The sequence below is a fragment of the Nonomuraea sp. NPDC049607 genome, assembly GCF_040675375.1.
GTDB lineage: Bacteria > Actinomycetota > Actinomycetes > Streptosporangiales > Streptosporangiaceae > Nonomuraea.
Map to the genome: position 1 here is coordinate 1 of NZ_JBFAOV010000069.1, position 22969 is coordinate 22969.

General features: G+C 71.2%; 24 protein-coding genes. 14 read left to right on the forward strand and 10 right to left on the reverse strand.

The window, feature by feature from the left end; translation table 11 throughout:
- The 3 genes from AB0J97_RS50040 to atpE all read left to right on the forward strand — a co-directional run.
- Window positions 1-827 (forward strand): cation diffusion facilitator family transporter (locus AB0J97_RS50040; RefSeq protein ID WP_364104091.1); only part of this gene is annotated, 827 nt, incomplete at its 5' end.
- Between the two features lie 151 nt (window positions 828-978).
- Complete coding sequence (locus tag AB0J97_RS50045; protein WP_364104094.1) at window positions 979-2550, forward strand: M28 family metallopeptidase; 1572 nt, start codon at window positions 979-981, stop codon at window positions 2548-2550.
- 198 nt (window positions 2551-2748) lie between these two features.
- Window positions 2749-2982 (forward strand): ATP synthase F0 subunit C, encoded by a 234-nt coding sequence (gene atpE, locus AB0J97_RS50050; protein ID WP_357696054.1) that lies wholly within the window; start codon window positions 2749-2751, stop codon window positions 2980-2982.
- A 135-nt stretch (window positions 2983-3117) separates the two neighbouring features.
- On the opposite strand, the gene AB0J97_RS50055 is transcribed toward atpE, so the two are convergent.
- A complete protein-coding gene (locus AB0J97_RS50055; protein WP_364104097.1) occupies window positions 3118-3975 on the reverse strand; it encodes an NAD(P)H-binding protein in 858 nt (285 codons plus the stop codon).
- An 86-nt stretch (window positions 3976-4061) separates the two neighbouring features.
- Here AB0J97_RS50055 and AB0J97_RS50060 point away from each other — a divergent pair, with 86 nt between their 5' ends.
- The 3 genes from AB0J97_RS50060 to AB0J97_RS50070 all read left to right on the forward strand — a co-directional run bounded on the left by AB0J97_RS50060 (window position 4062) and on the right by AB0J97_RS50070 (window position 5665).
- Entirely contained in the window at window positions 4062-4847 is a 786-nt protein-coding gene (locus AB0J97_RS50060) for a helix-turn-helix transcriptional regulator (RefSeq protein ID WP_364104100.1), read from the forward strand.
- 111 nt (window positions 4848-4958) lie between these two features.
- Window positions 4959-5150: a hypothetical protein gene (locus AB0J97_RS50065; protein ID WP_364104102.1), complete on the forward strand. Its 192-nt coding sequence runs from the start codon at window positions 4959-4961 to the stop codon at window positions 5148-5150.
- Window positions 5151-5305: 155 nt separating this feature from the next.
- Entirely contained in the window at window positions 5306-5665 is a 360-nt protein-coding gene (locus tag AB0J97_RS50070) for a hypothetical protein (protein ID WP_364104105.1), read from the forward strand.
- Window positions 5666-5802: 137 nt separating this feature from the next.
- On the opposite strand, the gene AB0J97_RS50075 is transcribed toward AB0J97_RS50070, so the two are convergent.
- Window positions 5803-7011, reverse strand: a complete 1209-nt coding sequence (locus tag AB0J97_RS50075) for an acyl-CoA dehydrogenase family protein (RefSeq protein ID WP_364104108.1) — start codon at window positions 7009-7011, stop codon at window positions 5803-5805.
- A gap of 140 nt (window positions 7012-7151) precedes the next feature.
- On the opposite strand from AB0J97_RS50075, the gene AB0J97_RS50080 reads away from it, so the two are divergent.
- Window positions 7152-8291 (forward strand): MCE family protein, encoded by a 1140-nt coding sequence (locus AB0J97_RS50080; RefSeq protein WP_364104111.1) that lies wholly within the window; start codon window positions 7152-7154, stop codon window positions 8289-8291.
- Between the two features lie 14 nt (window positions 8292-8305).
- Here the strand turns inward: AB0J97_RS50080 and AB0J97_RS50085 are convergent, their stop codons facing one another.
- Window positions 8306-9508 (reverse strand): MFS transporter, encoded by a 1203-nt coding sequence (locus tag AB0J97_RS50085; protein WP_364104114.1) that lies wholly within the window; start codon window positions 9506-9508, stop codon window positions 8306-8308.
- 87 nt (window positions 9509-9595) lie between these two features.
- Here AB0J97_RS50085 and AB0J97_RS50090 point away from each other — a divergent pair, with 87 nt between their 5' ends.
- Window positions 9596-10168 (forward strand): TetR family transcriptional regulator, encoded by a 573-nt coding sequence (locus AB0J97_RS50090; RefSeq protein WP_364104117.1) that lies wholly within the window; start codon window positions 9596-9598, stop codon window positions 10166-10168.
- Window positions 10169-10295: 127 nt separating this feature from the next.
- On the opposite strand, the gene AB0J97_RS50095 is transcribed toward AB0J97_RS50090, so the two are convergent.
- Both AB0J97_RS50095 and AB0J97_RS50100 read right to left on the reverse strand, forming a co-directional pair.
- The gene (locus AB0J97_RS50095; protein ID WP_357696038.1) at window positions 10296-11234 is read right to left on the reverse strand and encodes a glucosyl-3-phosphoglycerate synthase; all 939 of its coding nucleotides are present in this window, start codon (window positions 11232-11234) and stop codon (window positions 10296-10298) included.
- Between the two features lie 35 nt (window positions 11235-11269).
- The gene (locus AB0J97_RS50100) at window positions 11270-12742 is read right to left on the reverse strand and encodes a helix-turn-helix domain-containing protein (RefSeq protein WP_364104120.1); all 1473 of its coding nucleotides are present in this window, start codon (window positions 12740-12742) and stop codon (window positions 11270-11272) included.
- A gap of 267 nt (window positions 12743-13009) precedes the next feature.
- On the opposite strand from AB0J97_RS50100, the gene aceA reads away from it, so the two are divergent.
- Window positions 13010-14296, forward strand: coding sequence for an isocitrate lyase (gene aceA / locus AB0J97_RS50105; protein ID WP_357696034.1), 1287 nt, complete (start codon window positions 13010-13012; stop codon window positions 14294-14296).
- Window positions 14297-14403: 107 nt separating this feature from the next.
- On the opposite strand, the gene AB0J97_RS50110 is transcribed toward aceA, so the two are convergent.
- The 4 genes from AB0J97_RS50110 to AB0J97_RS50125 all read right to left on the reverse strand — a co-directional run bounded on the left by AB0J97_RS50110 (window position 14404) and on the right by AB0J97_RS50125 (window position 18351).
- Window positions 14404-14757, reverse strand: a complete 354-nt coding sequence (locus AB0J97_RS50110; protein WP_357696032.1) for a hypothetical protein — start codon at window positions 14755-14757, stop codon at window positions 14404-14406.
- A 73-nt stretch (window positions 14758-14830) separates the two neighbouring features.
- Window positions 14831-16147: a serine/threonine-protein kinase gene (locus tag AB0J97_RS50115; protein ID WP_364104124.1), complete on the reverse strand. Its 1317-nt coding sequence runs from the start codon at window positions 16145-16147 to the stop codon at window positions 14831-14833.
- 220 nt (window positions 16148-16367) lie between these two features.
- Window positions 16368-17204: a siderophore-interacting protein gene (locus AB0J97_RS50120; protein WP_364104127.1), complete on the reverse strand. Its 837-nt coding sequence runs from the start codon at window positions 17202-17204 to the stop codon at window positions 16368-16370.
- Window positions 17205-17352: 148 nt separating this feature from the next.
- On the reverse strand, window positions 17353-18351 hold the full coding sequence (locus AB0J97_RS50125; RefSeq protein ID WP_357696027.1) for an alpha/beta hydrolase: 999 nt from the start codon (window positions 18349-18351) through the stop codon (window positions 17353-17355).
- A gap of 427 nt (window positions 18352-18778) precedes the next feature.
- Between AB0J97_RS50125 and AB0J97_RS50130 the strand changes: the two genes are divergently transcribed.
- From AB0J97_RS50130 to AB0J97_RS50140, 3 genes are read left to right on the forward strand one after another with little or no spacing between them, the layout of a single operon-like run.
- Window positions 18779-19474 (forward strand): ABC-2 family transporter protein, encoded by a 696-nt coding sequence (locus AB0J97_RS50130; RefSeq protein ID WP_364104131.1) that lies wholly within the window; start codon window positions 18779-18781, stop codon window positions 19472-19474.
- On the forward strand, window positions 19467-20255 hold the full coding sequence (locus tag AB0J97_RS50135) for an ABC-2 family transporter protein (RefSeq protein ID WP_364104134.1): 789 nt from the start codon (window positions 19467-19469) through the stop codon (window positions 20253-20255). The genes AB0J97_RS50130 and AB0J97_RS50135 overlap by 8 nt, the downstream gene beginning before the upstream one ends.
- A 2-nt stretch (window positions 20256-20257) precedes the next feature.
- Window positions 20258-21001, forward strand: a complete 744-nt coding sequence (locus AB0J97_RS50140) for an ATP-binding cassette domain-containing protein (RefSeq protein ID WP_364104137.1) — start codon at window positions 20258-20260, stop codon at window positions 20999-21001.
- Here the strand turns inward: AB0J97_RS50140 and AB0J97_RS50145 are convergent.
- On the reverse strand, window positions 20995-21477 hold the full coding sequence (locus AB0J97_RS50145; protein WP_364104140.1) for a hypothetical protein: 483 nt from the start codon (window positions 21475-21477) through the stop codon (window positions 20995-20997). The two genes, AB0J97_RS50140 and AB0J97_RS50145, sit on opposite strands and share 7 nt — an antisense overlap.
- A 129-nt stretch (window positions 21478-21606) precedes the next feature.
- Here AB0J97_RS50145 and AB0J97_RS50150 point away from each other — a divergent pair, with 129 nt between their 5' ends.
- Window positions 21607-22146, forward strand: a complete 540-nt coding sequence (locus AB0J97_RS50150; protein ID WP_357696017.1) for an MFS transporter — start codon at window positions 21607-21609, stop codon at window positions 22144-22146.
- Between the two features lie 47 nt (window positions 22147-22193).
- A complete protein-coding gene (locus AB0J97_RS50155; protein WP_364104143.1) occupies window positions 22194-22919 on the forward strand; it encodes a YcnI family protein in 726 nt (241 codons plus the stop codon).
- The last annotated feature ends 50 nt before the right edge of the window (window positions 22920-22969 follow it).

The window sequence follows — 22969 nt, forward strand, 5'->3', positions numbered from 1 at the left end:
TCGGCGGATTCTTCCTGGTCGAGCTGGCCTACGGCCTGATCTCCGGGTCGCTGGCCCTGATGTCGGACGCCGGGCACATGGCCGCCGACGTCGTCACCCTCGGCGCGGCCCTGGTCGCCACCAGGATCGCCGGCCGCCCCGACACCACCGGACGGCGCAGCTACGGCTCCTACCGGGCCGAGGTGTTCGCCTCGCTGCTGGCCGTCGTGCTGATGCTCGGCGTCGCCCTGTACGTCGTGATCGAGGCCGTCGGCCGCATCGGCGCGGGCGCCGAGGTCTCCTCCGGGCCGATGCTCGTCGTCGGCGCCGTCGGCCTCGTGGTGAACCTCGTGGCCCTGCTCCTGCTGCGCTCGGGGGCCGGCGAGAGCCTCAACGTCAAGGGCGCCTACCTGGAGGTGGTGGCCGACACCGCCGGCTCGGTCGGCGTCATCGCGGCCGGCTGGCTGGTGGCCGCCACCGGGCAGGCGTTCTGGGACACCGTCGTCGCGCTGGCCATCGGCGTGTTCGTGGCCGTCCGCGCCGTCTCGCTGGGGCGCCAGGTCTTCGCCGTCCTGGGGCAGCACGTGCCGGAGGGCGTCGACGCCGCCGCCGTGGCGGCCGACCTGGCCGCCGTCGAGGGCGTACGCGACGTGCACGACCTGCACCTGTGGACGCTCACCTCCGGCATGAACGTGGCCACCGCCCACCTGGTCACCGCCGAGCCCGGCGACAACCACGCCGTCCTGGACCGGGCCCGCGACGTGCTGCGACGGCGCCACCACATCGCGCACGCCACGCTGCAGGTGGAGCCGGTCGACCATCAGGGCTGCGACGAGCTGGGCTGGTAGCGGACGGCGCGAGGCCCCTCCCGTTACAGGAAACCCCTGTCCGACATCGGACGACTCAGATTCTTCCCACAGGTTGATTTGTCGGCTTATGTATTCTCCTGGGCCGCTGAATCGGGAAAGACACCTGTTTATCTGAGTTCGAGGAGCTTGTATGCGCATCACCCTGCGCAGAGGCACCTTCCGCGTCCTCGCGACGGCCGCGGCACTGTCCCTGCCCCTGGCTCTCCTCCCGGCCGCCGCCCAGGCGGAACCCACGCCTGGGCCGGCCGAGAAGAAGCTGATCGAGTCGGTCACCGCCCCCGCGGTGAAGAAACACCTGCAGGCATTGCAGAACATCGCCAATGCCAACAACGGCAACCGCGCCGCCGGCACCAGCGGTCACCTGGCCTCGCGCGACTACGTCGTCGGCAGGCTCAAGAAGGCCGGCTACAACGTCACCCTCCAGCCCTTCGACATCGCCTACTTCGAGGAGAAGTCGACGGCGCTCATGGAGCGCGTCTCCCCCGGCCCGCGCGTCTTCACGCCGACCCCGCCCGACGGGTCCTCCGTCGGCGAGTTCGCCACCATGACGTACTCCGGGAGCGGCGAGGTCACCGCGTCCCTGCAGAACGTCGACCTCGTCCTGCCGCCCGGCCCGACGCCCAGCACCTCCAACTCCGGGTGCGAGGCCGCCGACTTCGCCGGGTTCACGCCGGGCAACATCGCGCTGCTGCAGCGCGGCACCTGCGACTTCGTGGTCAAGGCGACCAACGCCCAGGCCGCCGGGGCCGTGGCGGTGATCGTCTTCAACGAGGGCCAGCCGGGCCGTACCGCGACCCTGCGGGGGAACCTCGGCACGCCCGTCACCATCCCCGTGGTGGGCACCAGCTTCGCCGTCGGGCAGGAGCTGGCCTCGGCCGCCACCGTGGTGCACCTCAAGACCGACACGGTCAGCGAGCTGCGCACCACCTACAACGTCATCGCCGACTCCAAGTGGGGCGACCCGAACAAGGTCGTCATGTCCGGCGCCCACCTCGACTCCGTCCCGGCCGGGCCCGGCATCAACGACGACGGCTCAGGCACCGCCGCCACGCTCGCCGTCGCCGAGGCCCTGGGCAAGATCCCGACCCGCAACCGGCTGCGCTTCGCCTGGTGGACCGCGGAGGAGCTGGGCCTGCTCGGCTCGATCCACTACGTGGAGACCCTGCCCGCGGCAGAGCTGTCCAAGATCAAGCTCTTCATGGACTACGACATGCTCGGCTCCACCAACTACGCCTTCAAGATCTACGACGGCGACGACTCCGACGGCGTCGGCGCCCCCGCGGGCCCGCCCGGATCGGACGAGATCGAGAAGCTCTACGAGAAGTACTTCGACCTCCTGCACCAGGGGCACAACGGCACCGACTTCGACGGCCGCTCGGACTACGGCCCGTTCATCGAGGCCGGCATCCCCTCCGGCGGGGTCTTCACCGGCGCCGAGGGCATCAAGACGCCCGAGGAGGCCGCGATCTTCGGCGGCACCGCGGGACAGCCCTACGACCCCTGCTACCACCAGGCCTGCGACACCACCGCCAACATCAACGACAAGGCGCTCGCGCTGAACACCGGCGCGATCGCCACGGCGGCCGTCGTCTACGCCTACAGCCGCGACCTGCCCGGCCCCGACACCGCCCGCCCGGCGGCCAAGGCCCGCGCCGCGACGACCACGCTCAAGGCGACCATCGAAGGCAGGGAAACCCGCTGAACCCGTCCTTTCCGTGCGCCCGCACCGGGCGCACGGAAAGAACCTTCACCATATAGATAGATTTGTCCAGTACGTTGATCGACGAGCATTTTGCGTAGAAACTAGAGAAACGCCATATTTTCTTTCTCGCGTCCACCCGCTGGAATGGCAGCAAGACCAGCGACACACTGCTTCATCGGACGCCAGAAAGGCGGCGCAATGGAAGTACTCGCTCAAGTCTCCGGCAACATCACCGCCATCGGATACGGCCTCGCCGCGATCGGCCCCGGCATCGGGGTCGGCATCATCTTCGGACAGGGTGTGCAGGCCATCGCCCGCCAGCCAGAGGCGTATCCACTGATCCGCCAGAACATCCTTCTCGGTTTCGTCCTCACCGAGGCGCTGGCCCTGATCGGGCTGGTCGCGCCGTTCATCTTCCAGTTTCTCAAGTAATCGCCGCCTTCGGAACGTGAATGGCGAACTCACGCTGAAGACGGGTGGCGGTGACCGTTCAGGAGTCACGCCACCCCTACGACGGAGTGACTGGCAGCAGCGTTTCCCGGTTGCCCGCGTCCTCAGGCGCCGATGTCAGCCGGAGACGAAGGCGGCGCTGTGATCGGCCGCCCAGGTGAGGAACGTACGGGGACCACGTCCCAGCACCAGCTCGACGTCACGAGTGAGCCGGGCGTTGCCGTCCCGCGCCACCAGCCGGGAGCCGTCGACCGCGACGTCGGCGAACTCGGGATCCACCCCGGCGGCGATCAGCTGCGTGCGGTAGACCTCCAGTGGCAGGTCCACCGTCTCGACGGCCCGCCCTAGCGTCTCCCCCAGCGCCTTGGCCATGTCCCGGACGCCGAGCAGTTCGGGCCCGGTCAGCGTGAGGACGGTCCGTACGTGCGCGTCGGACGTCAGCGCCGTCACCGCCACCTCGGCCACGTCCCGCGGATCGACGACCCCCTGCCTGCCCTTGCCCGTCGTGTTCGGCACCGGCTGCCCCTGCCGGACCGGGGGAGCCCACCTCAAGGCGTTGGAGGCGAAGCTGGACGGCCGCAGTATCGTCCATTCCAGCTCACCCGCGCGCAACGCCCGCTCTCCGGCCAGATGCCAGTCCCCGACTCTGGCACCCCCATGCTCCTCTCCCGTGCCGATGGCCGAGACCTTCACCACCTTCCGCACCCCCGCAGCCTGCGCCGCCATGACCATCGCCTCGTCATGCCGAGCGAGCCACGGGCCCGGGGCACTGAGGAGGAACATGGCGTCGGCACCGCGCGCCGCTGCGGCCAACGACCCAGGATCGTCGAAATCCCCCTGGACGACTTCCACCCCCGGCAACGCCTCGACCTTCGACGGCGTCCGCGTCATCGCCCGGACACGCTCACCCTGGCCCGCCAGCAGCCGGACCACCTCACCGCCGACCGTGCCCGTGGCACCTGTGACAACAATCATGCGCCCCACCCTGTCACCCTCCCCACCAGCCCTTATAGGAATTTTCGGCACGCACGCGCATCTCGTGGCCCGGCTACCGTGTGGTCATGAGCATCGAGGTCTCGAAGACCGTGCCGGACGGTCTGCGGTCGCTCGTCAAGGCGGTGAGCGTGCTGAGGGCGGACGATCCCGCAGCGGGTGAGCGGCCGCCGCTCGTGCACCTCCCCGACCCCGACACATCCCTGATCTTCCGTACGACCTCCGCCGGGCGGAGCGACCTGCTCGTGATCGGCCCGCGCACGCGCGCCTCGTACCACGTCGGCAAGGACCTCCCGTTCTGCCTGCGGTTGCGGCTGCGTCCCGGCGCCACCCGGCCGTTGCTCGGCGTCCCGGTGAGCGAGGTCGTGGACCGGGTGGTCCCCCTCAGGGAACTGTGGGGCGCCTCCGCCGGCCCGCTGGACGCCGCCCTGGCGTACGCGGGCGGTGACGACGGCCTGGCACTCAAGCACCTGGAGGCCGCACTGTCGGCCAGGACCTCGGCGGACGGGGCAAGGGTCGAACTGGTCCAGGCCGCCGTCCAAGCGCTGCGCGGTCGTGCGCGCGAGCGACGCGAACCGCTGCCCGCCATCGCCCGCCACCTCGCCGTCAGCGAACGCCACCTGCGCGCCCTTTTCGCCGACGCCGTCGGCCTGTCGCCCAAACGCTACGAACGCATCGAACGCGTCCGTCAAGCCCTCGCCCTCGCTCGTGCCGACGGCCCCCGTTGGGCCGACCTGGCCACGGCCACCGGCTACTACGACCAGTCCCACATGACGGCCGAGTTCCGCACGCTGATGGGCGTCACCCCGGCCGCCTACTTCGAAGGCCACCTGCCCGCCCTCCAACCCTGCTGACAGGCTCGCGGCGCAGACTTCGGATCGCGCCGACGCCACCACCCCATCCCGCGGTACCGGCACATCATCGCTCCCACCGCAAGCCGGACCACGATCCCACCATCTTCCTCGGTGACAGAAGCCGGCCCGGACACCCGGTCCAATGGTCAGATCTGCCGCTTCGAGGTCACCGACATCGGCTGCACGATCAAGGGCGGCAGCAATGGCCTCGGCAACAACCCCGTACAGTCCACCTGCGTCAATTACTTCACCGACATCCATGACGTGATGAAGGCCGTCGGCAAGGACATCCACAAGAAATGAACCTTTTGGGCCCGTCCTTTCTGTGGCGCATATGCTGCGTCCTGGTGTTGGCCGTCGCCATCTCCATGGTGGCTGGACTACGGCGGTCGCGACCGGCCGAGCCGCCCTTTCCCGGGTAGATCGACACGGTCGAGGTGGAAGGACGGGTCCTCATCATGCAGGCGGTCAGCCTGGCGATCCCCACGAAATGCCTCAAGACCGACGAAGCCCAAGCTGTCGAGTCCGAGACAGTCGTCCGGGTCCGGGTGATGATTCGCAATGTCTGCCCGGCATCCGAGCGCACGCTGCTGGAGAGGTGGCGGGAGGAGTTGTGGCCGCGCGCCCACCTCGACACGGGCGTCGGGGTCGTCGACGTGGCCGTCACACTCGACCGCCCCTTGGGGCGCAGGAAGGTCCTCGACGAGGAGGGCCGCGAGATCCGGGTCTGCCCGATCACGGGCTCGCGACTGAAGACCATGCAACAGTGCCTGACGAACGTGCGGGCACCGCATCAGCGATCTGCCCGCCCGGGGTGACCGTGCGTATGCGCTCGCTGGTCGGGGTGACGTGCTCGCGTCCGTCGCCCCGGCTGAGGCGGCGGACAACTCGTGCGCGGTGGTGTGCCGCGGTGATGGACCTGCGGCACACCACCCCCATCTGACGTGCGAAGTTCTCAGCGAACCGGGAGGCCGGTGACGGCGCGGCCGATGATGAGCCGCTGGATCTCGCTCGTCCCCTCGAAAATGGTGTAGATCTTGGCGTCGCGGTGGAATCGCTCGACGGGGTGTTCCCGGGTGTAGCCGGCGCCGCCCAGGATCTGGATCGCCTGCTCGGTCACCCACACCGCCGTCTCCCCCGCCACCAGCTTCGACATCGACCCCTCGGCCTGCTCGAACGGCCTGCCGTTGCGGGCCATCCAGGCCGCCCGCCAGGTCAGCAGGCGGGCCACGTCGACGCGGGTCGCCATGTCGGCGAGCAGGAACGCGATCGCCTGGTTGTCGCCGATCCGGCGGCCGAACTGCTCGCGTTCGCGGGCGTAGTCCCTGGCGTACTCGAAGCCCGCGCGGGCGATGCCGACGGCCATCGCGGCCACCGACGGGCGGGTGGTCTCGAACGTGCGCATCGCGGCCTGCCCGCCGGCGCGCTCGCCGTTGCGGACCTTGGCCAGGCGGGCGTCCAGCTTCTCCTTGCCGCCCAGCAGGCACGATCCGGGCAGGCGCACGTCCTCCAGGATCACCTCGGCGGTGTGCGAGGCGCGGATGCCGTGCTTGCGGAACTTCTGCCCCATCGACAGGCCGGGCGTGCCGGGCGGGACGACGAAGCTCGCCTGCCCGCGGGTGCCCAGCGACGGGTCCACCGAGGCGACGACCACGTGGACGTCGGCGATGCCGCCGTTGGTGGCCCAGGTCTTGACGCCGTTCAGCACCCAGTCGCCGTTGTCGTGGACGGCGCGGGTGCGGATGGCGCCGATGTCGGAGCCGGCGTCGGGCTCGGAGGCGCAGAAGGCCCCGAGTTTCACGTCGTTCTCCGTGCCGAACATCTGGGGCAGCCACTCCCCCATCTGCTCCGGGGTGCCGTTCGCGGACAGCGCCGCGGCGGCCAGGCCGGTGCCGACGATGGACAGGCCGATGCCGGCGTCCCCCCAGAAGATCTCCTCGAACGCCACCGGCAGCGCCAGGCCGCTCTGCTCGAACCATTGGGTGGCGAAGAAGTCCAGCGAGTACAGGCCGATCTTGGCGGCCTCCTGGATCACGGGCCAGGGGGTCTCCTCGCGTTCGTCCCATTCGGCGCCCGCGGGGCGGATCACGTCGCGGGCGAACGCGTGAACCCAGTCGCGCACCTCGATCACGTCGTCACTGAGCTCCGGACAGAACCCGGTCATCGCGTCCACTCCCTGGCCGTTCCATTGTTACCGTTGGTAACAACCTACCGGCGAGTAGGGCTCGGCCGGAAGGTGCGAGGGTTCGGCGACTCACGGTAATGTTCTGGTCACCGTACGCCCAAGTCGATCAAGGAAGGCCGATGGACCGCCGGCTCGCCGCACTTCTCGCCGTCCTCGCGCTGGCGGCGGGATATCTGCTGCTCAGGCCGGTCGCCGGCGTCCGGGTCATCGCCTGGTTCGACGCCGCCGTGGGGCTGTATCCGGGCTCCGACGTACGCGTCCTCGGGGTGCGGGTCGGCCGGGTCACCGCGGTCAGCCCGGCGGGCGCGAAGGTCCGGGTGGAGCTGGCCCTCGACGCCGGGCGCAGGGTCCCGGCCGACGCGCAGGCCGTCATCGTCGCACGGTCGCTGATCGCCGACCGGTTCGTGCAGCTCACGCCGCCGTACCGGGGAGGGCCCGTGCTCCAGAACGGCGGCACGCTGCGCGAGACCCGCTCACCCGTCGAGATCGACGAGGCGTTACGCGGCTACGACCAGCTCGCCGCGGCCCTCGCCCCGCCGGGTTCTCCGCGGCCAGGCGGGGCGGGCGAGCGCGGCGCGCTGGCGCGGTTGCTGCGGGTCTCGGCGGGCACGTTCGGCGGCCAGGGCGAGACGGTGGGCGCCACCGTGCGCGGCCTGTCCGACGCGGCTTCCGTGCTGGCGGGAGACGGCGACGACCTGGCCCGTACGGTGCGCGATCTCGCCACGATCACCGGCGCGATGGCCCGCGACGACGCGCGCATCCGGGCGTTCATGAAGGACCTGGCGGGCGTGTCGGCGCAGCTCGACGGCGAGCGCGGGGAGCTGCGCGCGGTGCTGCGCGAGCTGTCCTCCACGCTCACGCAGGTCGCGGACTTCGTCGAGGACAACAGGGGTGAGATCGCCGCCAACTCCCGCGATCTCGCCCACCTCACCACCCTGCTGGTACGCCAGCGCGCCTCCATCGGCACGTTCCTCGACGCCGCGCCGCTCGCCCTGAACAACGCGAACAACGCCTACGACCCGGCGAGCGCGACGTTCCGGGCCCGGTTCAACCTCAACGGCCAGACCGACGACGTCGCGATGTGGCTCTGCTCGCTGGCCCACTCCATGGACAGCGGCTGCGAACCGCTGCTCGGCGCGCTCAACCCCTTGGCGCGGGCCCTCAACGACGCGGTGGCGATCGACACGTCGTGGCTGCTGCCCGATGTGCGTGTCGATCGCCCCGATCTGTCGCTCGGCGGGCTGGTCACGATCCCCTGACCGGCCCCGCCGGGTCAGTGTCCCGTGGGGGCCGGGCGGCGGGCGGAGGCGAGGACGGCCAGGGCCGCCACGCCCATGCCGATCGCCAGGCCGTACACGAGCGGGTTGAACCCGCCGAAGGCGGCCGCGAGCTGGGGGCCGACGCTGCCGCCGACGGCGAGGGCGAAGGAGAACAGGGCGAGCGCCGTGCCGCGGGCCGGTCCGGCCTGGGCGGAGATGGCCTCGTTCATGCTGGGCAGGCCGCCGGTGATGCTGGCGACGTACACGGCCAGCAGGAGCACCAGGCCGAGCGCGCCGGCTCCGGTGAACGCGACGGCCGCCAGGGCGAGCCCGCCCATGACCAGGAACGCGGTGGCCCTGGCCGTGGTGGGGACCCGGGCCAGCCACGGCATGAGCGCCGGCATCAGCACGATCGAGGGCAGTCCGGAGGCGCGCAGCGTGAGCAGGCCGGCGGGTGATGTGCCGCCGTAGATCTGCAACCCGGTGTAGACGGCGACGAACCCGGCCATCAGCATCACCGTGGCCACGTAGCGCAACGCCAGCACCCGGTCGAACAGCAGACCGGGCACCGCCCGGTAGGCCGACAGCAGCGACCCCGCCGACTCGCGCGGCAGGTCGGGCAGCATGACCGCGCGCAGGCCGAGCCCGGCGAGGGCGAATCCGGCGGCCGACAGCAGGAACAGCCCCCGCCAGCCGACCGTCTCGACCAGCACCTGCGCGGCCACCTGCAACAACACGGCCGAGGCGAGGAAGGCGCCGGTCACCGCGGCGATGGCGACCACGCGGCGCCGCGGCTCAAGCCGTTCGGCCAGGTACGCCATGCCGGCGGGCGGGAACATCGCCACCGCCACCCCCTGGACGGCCCGTAGCACGAGGGCCATCTCGGGGTTCGGGCTCAACGCCACCAGCGCGCTGGTCAAGGCCGCGAGCGGCAGGCCGGCCATCAGCAGGCGGCGGCGGCCGTACCGGTCGGACAGCGGGCCGAACACCAGGAACCCGACTCCGTAGCCGGCGCCGAACGCGGTGACCAGCCAGGTCAGGCCGCCGGGCGAGGTGTGCCAGCCGGTCGCCATGTCGTGCAGCAGGGGGATCACGATGTACAACTGCCCGCTGCACAGGACAGCGGTGAGGGTGAACGCCAACAGGGTGCGGCCGAAACGGGCGTAGTCGGTACGGACGGCCGGGGCGGCCTCCGTACGGGGAAGAGTCAGTGCCATGGCAGAGGACGGTAGCCAACCAACTAGTTGGACGTCAACTAGATAGTTGGTTTACAACCAACTAGTTGTTCGTGGCAGAATGAAGGCATGTCACCCAAGGTCTCGACCGCCGCCACCAGGGCCGCCCTGCTGGAGGCCGCCCGCGAGGAGTTCGCCGCGTACGGCGTGGCGGGGGCGCGCGTGGATCGCATCGCGGAACGCGCCGGCGTCAACAAGGAGCGCATCTACGGGCATTTCGGCAACAAGGAGAAGTTGTTCGACGCCGTCATCAACGAGGCGCTCGACGACCTGACGTCGCAGATCGCCCTGCCCGGCGCCGACCCCGTCGACTACGTGGCCCGGCTGACCGACTACTACCGGCGCCACCCCGACCTGGTGCGGCTGCTGATGTGGGAGGCGCTCAACTACCGCGGCCAGGAGCTGCTGCCCGGCCAGGAGGCCCGGGTCGAGCGGTGCGCGCGCAAGGCGGCGTCGCTGGCCGAGGGGCGCGGCGAGGAGCCGTCCAAGGCGACGGCGCGCACGCTGTTCACGCTGACCGGGCTGGCCCTGTTCCCGGCGATGATGCCACAGCTCGGGCGGATCATCCTGGGCGACGAGGCCGACGACCACGACGCCCTGCGCGACCAGCTCACCGCCTTCGTGACCGCAGCCCTCAAGTAGCCCCGACCGACCGAAGCTCCCGTGAACGAAGGGCCCCTCGCGCGCGAAGGGCCCGGCGCGGGTGAAGGACCGCCCTGGCCGGAGGGCCTCGCACAGCCCCAGGCGGCTCGTGGGTGTTTGTGGGCGGTCAGGGGCCGGACGGGCGGGGCAGGGTGAGCATCGGAGGGCGTTCGCCGATGGCGACATGGCGGGTCAGTATGTCGTGGCCGCCCTCGCACCGGCGGAACTGCGCCAGCTCCACCCCCGGCACATGCCGCCCCTCGATCTTCCCCTGACGCCGCAGCCGCGACCACGCCGCCAGCATGATCTGGGCCGCCATCCCGCCGAGCGCCTCGGTCGACTGCGGGGCGTGCTCGCGCGAGCCCAGGTCCACCTGGGCCAGGCCGTCGAGCCCGGCCAGGTCCAGCAGGTCGATGAGCAGGCCGAGCTCCACCCCGTACCCGGTGAGGAACGGCACGCGTTCCAGGGCCGAGCGGCGGCCGGCGTACTCGCCGGCGAGCGGTTGCACGAACCCGGCCAGTTCCGGCCAGTGCAGGTTGATCAGAGGACGGGCGACCAGCTCGGTGACGCGGCCGCCGCCGGTGGGAGCACCGTTCAGCGGACGGTCGTAGCAGCCCTTGGCGTAGGCGACCGTGGGATCGGTGAGCAGCGGGCCGAGCAGCCCGGCGACGAGCGAGGCGTGGAAGTGCCTGATGTCGGCGTCGGCGAAGGCCACCACGTCGCCGGAGGTGACCGCCAGCGACTTCCACAGCGCCTCGCCCTTGCCCTCCAGCGGTGCGAGTTCGGGCAGGATGTCCCGTTGGGCGTGCACGGCGGCCCCGGCCCGGGCTGCGACGCGGGCGGTGTCGTCGGCCGAGCACGAGTCGATGACGACGATCTCGTCCACGAGGCCGTCCAGCTCGCGCCGGATGACCTCGACGATCTCCCCCACGGTCTCCCGTTCGTCACGGGCCGGGAGGACCACGCTCACCGTGGTGCTCCCCTTGGCCGCCACGAGGTCGGGCAGCGGCCAGTCCGCGGCGCACGACGTTCGGCGATGCCACCATTTCCGCACATCAGGCAGCATGTGCGACACCTCCCCCGTTACCCCCGCATGTCAGCTTATGCGAGGGTCGCGTGGCGCTCCAGGAAGGTATAGACGTCCGCCTCGTCCACGCCAGGGAACGACCCTGGCGGCAGGGCGGCCAGGATGTGCGAGTTGGCCCGCGCGGACGGCCAGGCGTACCCCTCCCAGCGTTCGGCCAGCTCGGTGGGCGGACGGCGGCAGCAGTCGCCGTTGGGGCAGCCGGACTTGGTGCGGTTGGTGGTCTCGCGGCCCCGGAACCACCGCGACTCCCGGTACGGCACCCCCAAAGTGATCGCGAAGTCCCGTTCCCGCGACGGATCGACGTGGGCGACGCAGAAATAGGTACCGGTGGGCGAGTCGGAATACTGGTAGAACACCGAGAACCGGTCGGGCGAGGCGAACACCTGCCGCCCCGACCACTGCAGGCACATCCGCTGCCCCTCGATGGCCCCCTGCTCGTCGGCGGGGAAGACGATGCCGTCGTTCTCGTACGCCTTGTAGATGGTGCCGCCGGCGTCGTTGCGCACGAAGTGGCAGACGAGACCGAGGTGATGGGTGGCCAGGTTGGTGAAACGGTGGGCGGCCATCTCGTACGAGACCGCGAACACGTCGCGCAGGTCCTCCACCGACAGCGCCCGCGCCGCCTTGGCCTCCTGGAGGTAGGGGGCGGCGGCCCGCTCGGGCACGAGCACGGCGGCGGCGAAGTAGTTGGCCTCGGTGCGCTGGCGCAGGAAGTCGGCGAAGTCCCGCGGCTTGCCGTGGCCCAGCGCGAGGTGGCCGAGCGTCTGGAGCAGGATCGTGCGCGGGGTGTGCATGCCGAGCTGCTCGTGCTTGACGTAGATGCGCCGGTTGCGCAGGTCGGTGATGGAACGCACCGAGCGCGGCAGGTCCTGGGCGGTGTGGACGGTGTAGCCGAAGTGCGTGACCAGGCCCTGGATCGTGCTCTGGGACAGGGCGCCGGTGCGGTAGCCGACGGCGTCGAGCGCCTCGGCGGCGGCCTTCTCGATGTCGGGGAAGTAGTTGCCCACCTCGCGCTGCCTGCGCCGCAGCTCGGCGTTGGCGGCCCTGGCCTCCTCGGGCGTGGCGGTGCCGCGGGCCTGCCGCGCGCGCAGCTCGCCGTAGAGGCCGAGCAGGTGTTCGAGCACGTCGTTGGGGACGCGCGCGGACACCTTGAGCCGGGGCAGGCCGAGCCCGGCGTAGATGGGGTCGCGCTGCGCCTCCTCCAGCGCTATTTCGAGCTGGGCGCGCCGGTTGGGCGGCTGGCGGCGCAGCAGCTCCTCGACGGGGACGCCCAGCGCGGTCGCCAGGGACTTGAGCAGCGAGAGCTTGGGCTCGCGCTTGCCGTTCTCGAGCAGCGACAGCTGGCTGGGCGCCCTGCTGACGCGCGAGCCCAGGTCCGACAGGGTGAGGCCGCGCTGTTTGCGCAGGTGGCGCAGGCGCTGGCCGAACGCGAGCAGATCGAGCTCCTGCGTCAAAGACAGCGGTTCTTCGCCTAGCAGGGACGCCATGAAGGCATCTTAGACAGAAATTCGGCCCATTTTCTAGCCTTTGGGCACTCGGGGCATGCCGCAGCGGGACACGAGAGCCAGGTGCGGTTCCAGAGAGCGAGTGGTCTAGTCCAACAGGAAAACTTGCGTTTTCTTCTCAGTTGAATACCCACGAGTAATGCACACATCGGAAACTTTGGACGTTCTTCTTCCAGATGGAGCCTGTTGACACCGGCTCTCCGGGCAGATGATCGAGGTGAGCCCCAGGGGACGACAAAGGAGCGAACGATGAACGATCGCCTCAAGGGAGCTGCGGAGCAGCTGCAGGACAAGTGGCACAACGACCCTCGCTGGGCGGGGGTCGAGCGCACCTACAGCGCGCAGGACGTGGTGCGGTTGCGGGGCAGCGTCCAGGAGGAGCACACGCTGGCCCGGCTCGGCGCCGAGCGGCTCTGGGACCTGCTGCACACCGAGGACTACGTCAACTCCCTCGGCGCGCTGACCGGCAACCAGGCCGTCCAGCAGGTGAGGGCCGGCCTGAAGGCGATCTACCTGTCCGGCTGGCAGGTGGCCGCGGACGCCAACCTCGGCGGCCAGACCTACCCGGACCAGAGCCTCTACCCGGCCAACTCCGTGCCCGCGGTCGTGCGCCGGATCAACAACGCGCTGCTGCGCGCCGACCAGATCACCTGGTCGGAGGGGGCGCCGGACGCGCCGCACTGGCTGGCGCCGATCGTGGCCGACGCCGAGGCCGGGTTCGGCGGCGTGCTGAACGCGTTCGAGCTGATGAAGGGCATGATCGCGGCCGGTGCCGCGGGCGTGCACTGGGAGGACCAGCTCGCCTCCGAGAAGAAGTGCGGCCATCTGGGCGGCAAGGTGCTGATCCCGACCGGCCAGCACATCAAGACGCTCAACGCCGCGCGGCTGGCCGCCGACGTGTGCGGCGTCCCCTCACTGATCGTCGCGCGGACCGACGCACAGGCCGCGACGCTCCTGACCAGTGACGTGGACGCCCGCGACCAGGCCTTCACCACCGGCGAGCGCACCGCCGAGGGCTTCTACCGGGTGCGCAACGGCGTGGACGCCTGCATCGCCCGCGGCCTGGCCTACGCGCCGTACTCCGACCTGCTGTGGATGGAGACCGGCACGCCGGACCTGGACGTGGCCCGCGAGTTCGCCGAGGCGATCAAGGCCCGCTACCCGGACCAGCTGCTGGCCTACAACTGCTCGCCGTCGTTCAACTGGAAGAAGCATCTGGACGACTCCACGATCGCCAAGTTCCAACGCGAGCTGGGGCACATGGGGTACAAGTTCCAGTTCATCACGCTGGCCGGGTTCCACTCGCTGAACTACTCGATGTTCGATCTCGCCCAGGGGTACGCCGCCGACGGCATGACGGCGTACGTCGAGCTCCAGGAGGCCGAGTTCGCCGCCGAGGCCCGCGGCTACACCGCGACCAGGCACCAGCGCGAGGTCGGCACCGGCTACTTCGACCTGGTCAGCACGGCCGTCGCGCCCGACTCCTCGACGACCGCGCTCAAGGGCTCGACCGAAGAGGAGCAGTTCCACCACTGATTTCCCGATCTCGCCGGCCACCTCCAGGGCATGGGATGGTTCCCCCGGCGAAGGGCCGCGCCGGCTCCCCCAGCCCGGCGCGGCCCCTTTTCCTGCCTGCCGTGCGTTCAGCCGCCCTCCCTGGCCCAGGACGGCAGGTCCTGCCGCTCGGTGATGTCGCGGACGAGCTGGGCGTGCGCGTCCTCGGCCTGCTGCCTGGTGGACCAGTGCAGGCTCAGCACCTCCTCGCCGCCCGTCCCTGGATCGGCGCCGGGGGGCGACAGGCGTACGGTCGACTCGAACAGCAGCGGCACCGTGCCGCCGTCGGCCTGGTCGAGCACCAGGTGCAGGGTGCGGACGCGGAACGTTCCCGCGGCGGTGCCGACGCGGTCGTCGCCGATCGTCCGCCCGGCGCGGTCGGCCAGCAGCTCCTGCGCCCGTGCCGGGCTGATGGGGTTGCCCTCTATGTCGTAGTAGCTCATGTACGGCCTCGCTCTCGGGTGCGGTGGAGAGACCACACCTCCTCCGCTCACCTCGATCATGAGGCATGCGCGGTCAGGACGCTCCGGTGGCCGTCGGGGTGGCCGGGTCGGGCGACTCGCCAGGGCCGTCCTGGGGGATCGTGCTGATCGAGACCGACGGCCGCGGGCAGTGACGGCCCCCGGCCCCGCGGCGGCGACCGGCCGCTCCGGCACAGGGACCGGCCTCCTCCCCACCCGGATCGCCCACGTGGACGGCCGGCCGGGCGCCGGTGGGCGTCATGGTGGACCGCTCGGTGGAACGGACGCTGACGTACGGCCGCACGACCACGGGATCGGGCGCCGGCGAGCCGCCGCCGAGGCTCAGGGCGTCCCCGCCCGAGGCGGCGATCACGGTGACGGCCGCGAGGGAGACCGTGGCCAGCGCCGCGAGGCCGGCGTGCGACAGGTGTGCTCCGGCCTTCGCCCTGCTCCTGCGCCTGGGCCCGGCCGTCGTGACGGGGGACCCCGCCGGGTACGGCACCTCGGCCCAGCTTCCGTCCAGGACGTCGCCGACCGCCTGGCGCAGGTCCCACGGATCGCCCACGCCGCCGGACGCCAGCAGCGCCCGCAGCAGGTCGGCCGACCGGGGACGGGAGCCCGGGTCCTTGGCCAGCGCCGCTTCGACGGCCGGGCGCAGCAGGGCAGGCACGCCGTCCAGGCGCGGCGGGTCGAACAGGATGCGCCGGGCCGGCACGTCCGTCTCGCCGCCGCCGAACGGATGGTGGCCGCTCGCGGCGAAGGCCACCAGGCAGCCCCAGGCGAACACGTCCGAGGGCGGCAGCGCCGGGCCGCCGGTCAGCCGCTCGGGCGCCACCCAGCCGGGGCTGCCCATGATGTGGCCGGCCCGGGGGTGGGCGGCGTGGGTGTCCACGTCCCAGGCGATGCCGAAGTCGATGACCCGCGGCCCCCTGGACGACAGCAGCACGTTGCCGGGCTTGAGATCGCGGTGCACCAGACCGGCCTCGTGCACCGCGACGAGCGCGGCGGCCACCCCGAGCGCGACGCCGTAGGCGAGGTCGGGCGTGAGCGCTCCGGCGGCCCTGACCACCTCCGACAGCGCGGGCCCCGGGATGTACTCGGTGACCAGGTACGGGCGGTCGCCATCGGTTCCGTCCTCGATGACGGTGGCGGTGCAGAAGGGCACCAATCTGCGGGAGAAAGCCACTTCCTTGGCGAAACGCGCCCGTAACGTGGCATCGTGGAGATGCACCGGATGCGGCGTCTTGAGCGCGACCAGGCCCCCTCGCGGGTGTTCGGCCAGGTACACCACCCCCATCCCGCCCGCCCCCAGACGGCCGAGGAGAAGGTACCGGCCGATGACGACCGGGTCGCCCACCGTAAGCGGTCGCACGCCAGAAGGCATGTCGCTCGCACCACGCGCCATCCGGGCCTCGCCTCTCCTGTGTGGGACACGGCAAGGCACACTGTGGCGAGATCCGGGGGCCCTTTTCGCGCGTTTTGCGCAAGGGGTATCGGAGGTAAGACGTTCATGCCCGGAGGGTGAGTAAGGGCTGAGGTGGAACGTTCTGAAGTGGCTTTTTGTGGTTGGCGAGCTTTCGACCATAAGGGAGTCAGGAGGCCAGTGCGCGGGCCTCGTCGGCCTCGACCTCGCGGTTCCAGTCGTTCTTGACCGCCCGCCAGCCCTCGTCGTCCACGCCGAGGCGCCAGTAGCCGGAGATGGACAGCCGCGCCATCGGGACGCCTCGATCCAGCCGCAGGTGACGCCGGAGCTCCTTGACGAAACCGGCCTCGCCGTGCACGAACGCGTGCACGTCCTCCTCGGGGAACTCCAGCGCGCGCACCGCCTCCACCAGCGCCCGGCCGACCGGCCGCTCGCCCCGGTACAGCCAGGTGATCCGCGCGTCGGCCGCCGTGCCGAGCTTCAGCTCGTCCTCCGGGCCGTCCACCTCCAGCAGGACGTGGGCGAGAGCCCCTTCGGGCAGCGCCTCCAGGGAGGCCGCGATGGCCGGCAACGCGCTCTCGTCGCCCACCATGAGGTGCCAGCCGGCCTCGGGGTCGGGCACGTAGCCGCCGCCGGGGCCCAGCAAGAGCACGACGTCGCCGGGCACGGCCGTGGCGGCCCACGGACCGGCCAGGCCCTTGTCGCCGTGATGGACGAAGTCGAGGGTCAGCTCAAGGGCGTCGGGGTCCCACGCGCGCACGGTGTAGGTGCGCAGACGCGGCCAGAACTCGCGCGGCATCGTCTCGCGCACGTGCTTGACGTTGAAGGGCTCGGGGTACTCCACGCCCTCGTGCGGGAAGACGAGCTTCACGTAATGGTCGGTGAGCCCGCGGCAGGCGAAGTCGCGCAGGCCGTCGCCGCCGACCACGACGCGGATCATGTGCGGGGAGAGCCGCTCGGTCCGCAGGACGACGCCCCGATGGTGGTCCGTGGGCTTGTCAGCCATCACTTCAGCCCCCATGTGTTAGTTAGGTATACCTAACCTTACAGCGGGATTGACGGGCAAGGCCACCGCAAAGCCTGGACGCCTTCCTCAGCACACAACCCCAAGCTGCGACATATCAGGCCAAGCTACCCCGACACGCCCGGCCCAGTCAGGCCGCCGCCGAATCCCCCCGAGCCGCCGCCCGAGCCGCCGCCCGTGCCGCCCGGGCCGCCACGGCCTCCAGGAACGCCGACATGTGCCGGAAGGCCAGCCGCGCCTCCGGCAGGACGTCGGCCAGGATCGGGAACGCGTGCGGCATCCGCCGCCACTCCTCGTACCTGACCGGCACCCCCGCCATGCGCGCCCGCTCGGCCACCCGCCGCGCCTCGTCCCGCAGCACCTCCGTGGAGCCGGTGACGATCATCAGCGGCGGCAGCCCGGTGAAGTCGCCGTGCACCGGCGAGACGAGCGGGTCCCACGGGTCGAGCCCGCAGGTCCAGTGGCGGGCCAGCCAGCGCACCCGGCCCGCCGGCAGCATGGGGTCCTGCCAGCGGTTGGCCCGGCGCGGGATGTCGGTCAGGTCCGCCCACGGCGACAGGCAGATCGCGGCGGCGGGCGTCGGCAGACCGCGGTCGCGCAGGGCCAGCAGGGTGGCCAGCGTCAGGTGACCGCCCGCAGAGTCCCCGGCGATGATGATGTCCTCGGCGGCGTGCCCGTTCCGCATCAGGCACTCGTAGGCGTCCAGCGCGTCGGCCAGGGAGTCGGCCAGCGGGTGCACCGGGCCCTGCCGGTAGTCCAGGGCGAGCACCGGCCGCCGGGCCACGGCCGACAGCCGCCAGGTGATGGGCCGGTGGGTGCGCGGCGAGCACGAGAAGTAGCCGCCGCCGTGGAAGTAGAGCAGCGCCTTGCGCTCGTCCACGCCCGGCCCCGCGCGGACCCACTCGCCGCCGCACTCCGGCCCGTCGGCCGGCGCGACGACGGCGTGCTCGGGCAGGTGCATGGGCATCAGCCGGGTCAGCTCGCCCAGGGCGGCCGCGCCGATCAGGGCCAGCGGATGACGCATCAGCACCGTGGAGGCCGGCTTCAGGGTGCCCCACATGACCGAGGTCAGGGCCCGGGCCTGCCAGCTCAAGGGGTAGTCGGGTGCTACGTCCTGGTTGATGCGCATCACGGTCCTCCACCCCTTATGTTCCCTAAAACGCCCTCGGTCTACCGGCCAGTAGGGATCTCATCCCTTCTCCAGATATTCCGGATTTACGCGAAGCCCCCCGACGCACCCCGACGCCCCTCGACGCGCACGCCCGCCCGTGGCGGCGGCTCGTGCGACGTCGTCCCCGCTCCCCTGCCCTGCACCGCACGTCCCCACCGGCGCAGGCCGCCGGCGTTTATCTCGTTGCGGACCGCCGGGCCTCCGGCGGATAATTCCAGACTTCCGCCAGGCAGACCCGCGCACGGGCTCGGACACGTTCGGTAAACATGTCCTCACTCTTCGGAGGTGTGCCACGATTCCCCTCTACGCCCGGCTCGTCCGGTACGGCTTCCGCAAACACGCCGTCTACGTCTGGGCCGCGCTCGCCGGCGCGTTCACCAACAGCGTGTTCGGCATCCTGCGCGCCTACGTCCTCATCGCCCTGTGGCAGGCCCGCCCCGGCCTGGCCGGCTACGACGTCACCGACGCCGTCACCTACTGCTTCGTCACCCAGGCCTTCATCGGCCCGATGATGCTGTTCGGCGGCGGCCTGCCCCTCCCCGAACGCATCCGCAGCGGCGACATCGCGCTCGACCTCGTCCGCCCCGCCTCGCTCCAGCTCTGGACGCTCGCCGAGGACCTGGGCCGGGCCGCGTACCTGTTCCTGGTGCGCGGCATCCCGCCGCTGCTGCTCGGCGCGGTCCTGTTCGGCGTCACCGCGCCCACCTCCCCCACCCGGTGGGCGGGGGTCCTGGCCGGCCTGCTCATCGGCGTGCTGATCAGCTTCGGCTGGCGCTACCTCGTCGCCCTGTCGGTCTGCTGGCTCGCCGACGACCGCGGCGTGGCCGTCCTGTCCCTGGTCCTGACCACGTTCTTCAGCGGCATGATGCTCCCGCTCCACCTGTTCCCCGGCCTGCTGGGCGAGCTGGTCAGAGCCCTGCCGTGGGCCTCCATGGTCCAGGCGCCCGCCGACCTCTACCTCGGCAAGGCTCCCGTGGGGCAGACGCTCGCCCTCCAGGCGTTCTGGGCCGCGACGCTGTTCGCGCTCGGCCTGCTGGCCACCCGTCTCGTCCGCCACAAGGTGGTGATCCAGGGTGGTTAGGACGTACTTCCTGCTGGCCTGGACCTGGACCCGCGCCGCGGCCGCCTACCGCGCCTCCTTCATCCTGATGCTCGTCTTCGGCCTGGCCACCGGCGCGATGGACGTCGCGGCCATCCTCGTCGTCTTCGCCAACACCGACGCCCTGGCCGGGTTCACCCGCGAGGAGGTCCTGTTCCTGTACGGCACGGCCAGCCTGGCCTTCACCGTCTGCGACACCTTCGTCAGCAACCTCGACCGCATCAGCCAGCACATCAAGGCCGGCACGCTCGACACGTTCCTCATCCGCCCGGTCCCGGCCTGGATCCAGATCGCCGCCGACCGTTTCGTCCCCACCAGGATCGGCCGCGTCGTCCAGGCGGTGGCCGTGCTCGCCTACGCCGTGGCCGCGCTCGGCCTCGACTGGCGGCGGGCCTGGATGATCCCCGTCATGATCGTCACCGGCATCGTCATCTTCGCCGCGCTCTGGACGCTGGCCGGCGCGCTCCAGTTCGCGCTGACCGACGCGCCGGAGGTGGCCAACTCCTTCACCTACGGCACCTACCAGCTCAACCAGTACCCCCTCAGCATCTACGCCCGCGACCTGGTCCGCGGCATCACGTACGCGCTGCCCCTGGCCTTCGTCAACTGGCAGCCCGGCCTCTACGTCCTGGGCCGGGACGACCCGTTCGGCACGCCCGGGTTCATGCGGTTCCTCGGACCGGCCGCCGCGCTGGTCCTCGCGCTGGCCGCCGCCGCAGCCTGGCGGCAGGGCATCAGGCACTACCGATCGACGGGGAGTTAGGGATGATCGAGCTGCTGCAGGCGGGACGTTCGTTCAAGGTCAAGCGCACCGTCGTGCACGCCGTGCGCGATCTGTCGTTCAGCGTGCCGGCCGGCGAGTTCGTCGGCTACCTCGGGCCCAACGGCGCGGGCAAGTCCACCACGATCAAGATGTTGTGCGGCATCCTCACCCCCACCTCGGGCTCGGTGCGGGTGGCGGGGCTCGACCCCTCGCGCCGGCGCACCACGCTCGCCCGCCGGATCGGCGTGGTGTTCGGGCAGCGGACGACCCTGTGGTGGGACCTGCCGCTCCAGGACAGCTTCGAACTGATCCGGCACCTTTACAAAGTAGATCGCGGAACGTTCCGGGCCCGGCTGACCGAGCTGACCGAGACCCTCGACCTCGGCGCCTTCCTGCGCACCCCGGTGCGCCAGCTCAGCCTGGGGCAGCGCATGCGCGGCGACCTGGCCGCGGCGCTGCTGCACGCCCCCGACATCCTGGTGCTGGACGAGCCCACCATCGGCCTCGACGTGGTCAGCAAGGCGAGCATCCGCGCCTTCCTCCAGCGGCAGAACGCCGAACGCGGCACGACCGTGCTGCTGACCACGCACGACCTCGGCGACATCGAGCGCCTGTGCCGCCGGATCATGCTGATCGACCACGGCCGGCTGACCTTCGACGGGACGCTGGCCGAACTCATGGCCACGGCCCCGGAGCAGACCACCATCGAGGACGTGGTGACCAGGCTCTACACCGGCGGTCAGTAGTAGCCGCCCTCCGGCGAGGTCTCGTAGTCGTCGTCGTCGAGGTCGTCGTGCCGGCGTGACCAGCGCGAGGGCATCAGCACGGGGATGAACAGGGCCACGCCGAGCAGGGCCAGCACGCCCGTGGTGAGCAGGATCTTGTCACCGGCGCCGGCGTCCCTGACGATCTGGTTCACCGACAGCTCGGCGGGGATGAGGGACAGCGCCCTGCCGGTGTCGAGGGCGTAGACGACCGTCCAGGCCAGCAGCACCATCGAGGGCACGAACGTGGCCAGCGGCGAGATCCGGCCGGCCACCACGAGACCCACGACCAGCCCGACGGCGGCCATGGCCCCCAGGGCGATCCACATCTTCTGGTTGTCGGGCGGCGGCGGTGTCGTCGCCGCACTGGCGAGGGCCTGCTGCACGGCCCATCCGCCACCGCCCAGGACGGCCACCGTGACCACGACGCCGATGAGCAAACCTGCTAAGTGCCGCAACGTTCTCACCCTCAAATGTCGACGCGCTCGGCACGACCCTAGCGACAAATGCCATTTTTGGACCAGGCATTGGCCGGCTCAGAACTAGGGGTCTCGCTCGACCGCGCCCCGTGAGACCATGTGGCACACATGCGTGCGCGACTTCCCCTCCGGCTCGCGCGGACGGCCGCCTTCGCCGCCGTCTGCGTGACCCTCGCTGCCCTCGCCCACGTGGTGGGCGGCGGCGGGCGTCCGGGGCCGTTGGCGGCGGCGCTGGGCCTGGCGGCGGTGTCCGGCCTGGGGCTGGCGCTGTCCGGCAGGGAACGGTCGGCGGCGACGATCAACATCGTGCTCGGGGTGGCGCAGTTCGGCCTGCACGAGCTGTTCGCGGGCGGCAGCCCGTCCTCCTACGTCTTCGAGCACGGTCACGGTCAGGGCCTGGCCGTCAACGCGGGTATGCTGCTCGCGCACCTCACGGCGACCCTGGTGACCGGCTGGTGGCTGTCGCGCGGCGAGATCGCGCTGTGGTCCCTGCTGCGCCGTCTCGGGCTGCGGCTCGTGCCGCCGCTGCTGCTCGCGGTCGTGCCCGCCGTGCGGCCGGGCGTGCCGGTCGTGCACACCAGGGTGGTCCCCCCGCAGCCGGGGTTCCGGCACCGGGTGGCCAGGCGTGGTCCTCCACTTCCCGCCTGACCTGCTGACACCCCTCAAACCCCTGTCTTCCGAAGTGGAGTTCCGTCATGTCCTTCGTCCGTCGTGCGGCGACCGTGCTCGCCGCCGCCACCGCCCTCACCGCCGCCCTGGCCGCGCCCGCGCTGGCCCACGTTTCCATCACCCCCGGCTCCGCCGAGCAGGGCGGGTTCACCAAGGTGGCCTTCCGGGTGCCCAACGAGCGCGACAACGCCTCGACGACCAAGGTCCAGATCAGCTTCCCCACCGACCATCCGCTGGCGTTCGTGTCGGTGAAGCCGGTGCCCGGCTGGGACGTCAAGGTCACCGAGGGCAAGCTGCCCAAGCCGGTCAAGACCGAGTACGGCGACCTGGAGGAGGCCGTCACCACGGTCGTGTGGTCCGGCGGCAAGATCAACCCGGGTGAGTTCCAGGAGTTCGAGGTGTCCATGGGCCAGTTGCCCAAGGACGTCGACTCGCTGACGTTCCCGACGAAGCAGACGTACTCCGGCGGCGAGGTGGTCGAGTGGGCCGACGCGCCCAAGTCCGACGGCACCGAGGCCGAGCACCCCGTCCCCACGCTGAAGCTCGTCCCGGCCTCCGGCGGTGACGAGCACTCCGCCGCGAGCACGCCGGCCTCGGCCGCGCCGGTCGCCGCCACGGGCCCGTCGGTGGCGCCGGTGGCGGCCGCGTCGGCCTCCGACGGCACGGCCCGCCTGCTGGGCGGCGCCGGGCTGGTCGCCGGGATCATCGGCGTCGTCGTGGGCGCCCTGGGCCTGCGCCGCCGGGCGGCCTGACCGGAACGCGGCGTCCCCGGCCGGGTGAGTAACCCGGCCGGGGACGCGCC

Coding starts and splice junctions, on each gene's coding strand:
- AB0J97_RS50045 (WP_364104094.1), top strand. CDS start 979: ATGCGCATCACCCTGCGCAGAGGCACCTTCCGCGTCCTCGCGACGGCC.
- atpE (WP_357696054.1), top strand. CDS start 2,749: ATGGAAGTACTCGCTCAAGTCTCCGGCAACATCACCGCCATCGGATAC.
- AB0J97_RS50055 (WP_364104097.1), bottom strand. CDS start 3,975: ATGATTGTTGTCACAGGTGCCACGGGCACGGTCGGCGGTGAGGTGGTC.
- AB0J97_RS50060 (WP_364104100.1), top strand. CDS start 4,062: ATGAGCATCGAGGTCTCGAAGACCGTGCCGGACGGTCTGCGGTCGCTC.
- AB0J97_RS50070 (WP_364104105.1), top strand. CDS start 5,306: ATGCAGGCGGTCAGCCTGGCGATCCCCACGAAATGCCTCAAGACCGAC.
- AB0J97_RS50075 (WP_364104108.1), bottom strand. CDS start 7,011: ATGACCGGGTTCTGTCCGGAGCTCAGTGACGACGTGATCGAGGTGCGC.
- AB0J97_RS50080 (WP_364104111.1), top strand. CDS start 7,152: ATGGACCGCCGGCTCGCCGCACTTCTCGCCGTCCTCGCGCTGGCGGCG.
- AB0J97_RS50085 (WP_364104114.1), bottom strand. CDS start 9,508: ATGGCACTGACTCTTCCCCGTACGGAGGCCGCCCCGGCCGTCCGTACC.
- AB0J97_RS50090 (WP_364104117.1), top strand. CDS start 9,596: ATGTCACCCAAGGTCTCGACCGCCGCCACCAGGGCCGCCCTGCTGGAG.
- AB0J97_RS50095 (WP_357696038.1), bottom strand. CDS start 11,234: ATGCTGCCTGATGTGCGGAAATGGTGGCATCGCCGAACGTCGTGCGCC.
- AB0J97_RS50100 (WP_364104120.1), bottom strand. CDS start 12,742: ATGGCGTCCCTGCTAGGCGAAGAACCGCTGTCTTTGACGCAGGAGCTC.
- aceA (WP_357696034.1), top strand. CDS start 13,010: ATGAACGATCGCCTCAAGGGAGCTGCGGAGCAGCTGCAGGACAAGTGG.
- AB0J97_RS50110 (WP_357696032.1), bottom strand. CDS start 14,757: ATGAGCTACTACGACATAGAGGGCAACCCCATCAGCCCGGCACGGGCG.
- AB0J97_RS50120 (WP_364104127.1), bottom strand. CDS start 17,204: ATGGCTGACAAGCCCACGGACCACCATCGGGGCGTCGTCCTGCGGACC.
- AB0J97_RS50125 (WP_357696027.1), bottom strand. CDS start 18,351: ATGCGCATCAACCAGGACGTAGCACCCGACTACCCCTTGAGCTGGCAG.
- AB0J97_RS50140 (WP_364104137.1), top strand. CDS start 20,258: ATGATCGAGCTGCTGCAGGCGGGACGTTCGTTCAAGGTCAAGCGCACC.
- AB0J97_RS50150 (WP_357696017.1), top strand. CDS start 21,607: ATGCGTGCGCGACTTCCCCTCCGGCTCGCGCGGACGGCCGCCTTCGCC.
- AB0J97_RS50155 (WP_364104143.1), top strand. CDS start 22,194: ATGTCCTTCGTCCGTCGTGCGGCGACCGTGCTCGCCGCCGCCACCGCC.